Annotated in this window: 1 protein-coding gene; it reads right to left on the reverse strand. The window is 37.7% G+C overall.

Going from position 1 to position 758, the window contains the following annotated elements; all coding sequences use genetic code 11:
- A partial coding sequence (locus tag K9W43_14305; GenBank protein MCF2138400.1) for a hypothetical protein occupies window positions 1-709 on the reverse strand: 709 nt, incomplete at its 3' end.
- Between the last annotated feature and the right edge of the window lie 49 nt (window positions 710-758).

Consider the following 758-nt stretch of genomic DNA (forward strand, 5'->3'; position numbering starts at 1 on the left):
GATCTACAGCCCAAGGCCAATTCTCTCCTGCGAGCAGTCCCAGCCGCTTCACAGATGACAAATGAGAAGTTAACACAAACATTGGCTCAAAGGTAACTATAATCAGATAAATATGTTTGAATCGATCTCGTTCTACTGATGCGATATGATTTCCGTTTCTATCGACGAAGCGTACCTTCGAAGAAGATTGGATATAATCCAATGCACGCAGTGCTTGGCTATGTGCTTCTCTGAGAATGTGTTTTGCTTTATGTTTTAATCCTTTGATTGAACCTCTACGCGCTGGCTGTGGTAACATTCCTGCTTTTGCCTCAATTAGTAGTAAGCAGTCATCATAGAGGATGAGACCATCAAGTTCAACTCTTTTGCTTTTGTCCTTCCCAATATAATAAAACAGATTTTTATATATAGAGGAGTTTGGCAAGAGATTCTGAAACAAATTGAGTGCAGTATTTTCTACATAACTGTCTCTAGCTGGGAGATATTGCTTTTGATAGTAGTCTGGTGAGTATTGCTCCAAAAGAGCCTCTATGATTTCTACTCTATTTCTAATTAACATTGTAGGACTAAAAATATAATATGTTTCTCCAACTTTGATTATTGGGCGTTCAGATATTATTGTATCATTTGTCGGCCAGCCTCTCCATTTTTCATATCCAATAAATGCGTTGTTGTTACCAAATGAGCATGATATTGCTTTCAGAATCATCTCGTGTATTTCATTTTTGCTTGGGATTTCGAATATGTCTTGTGGTTGC

Source organism: Candidatus Thorarchaeota archaeon, from assembly GCA_021498125.1.
GTDB lineage: Archaea > Asgardarchaeota > Thorarchaeia > Thorarchaeales > Thorarchaeaceae > B65-G9.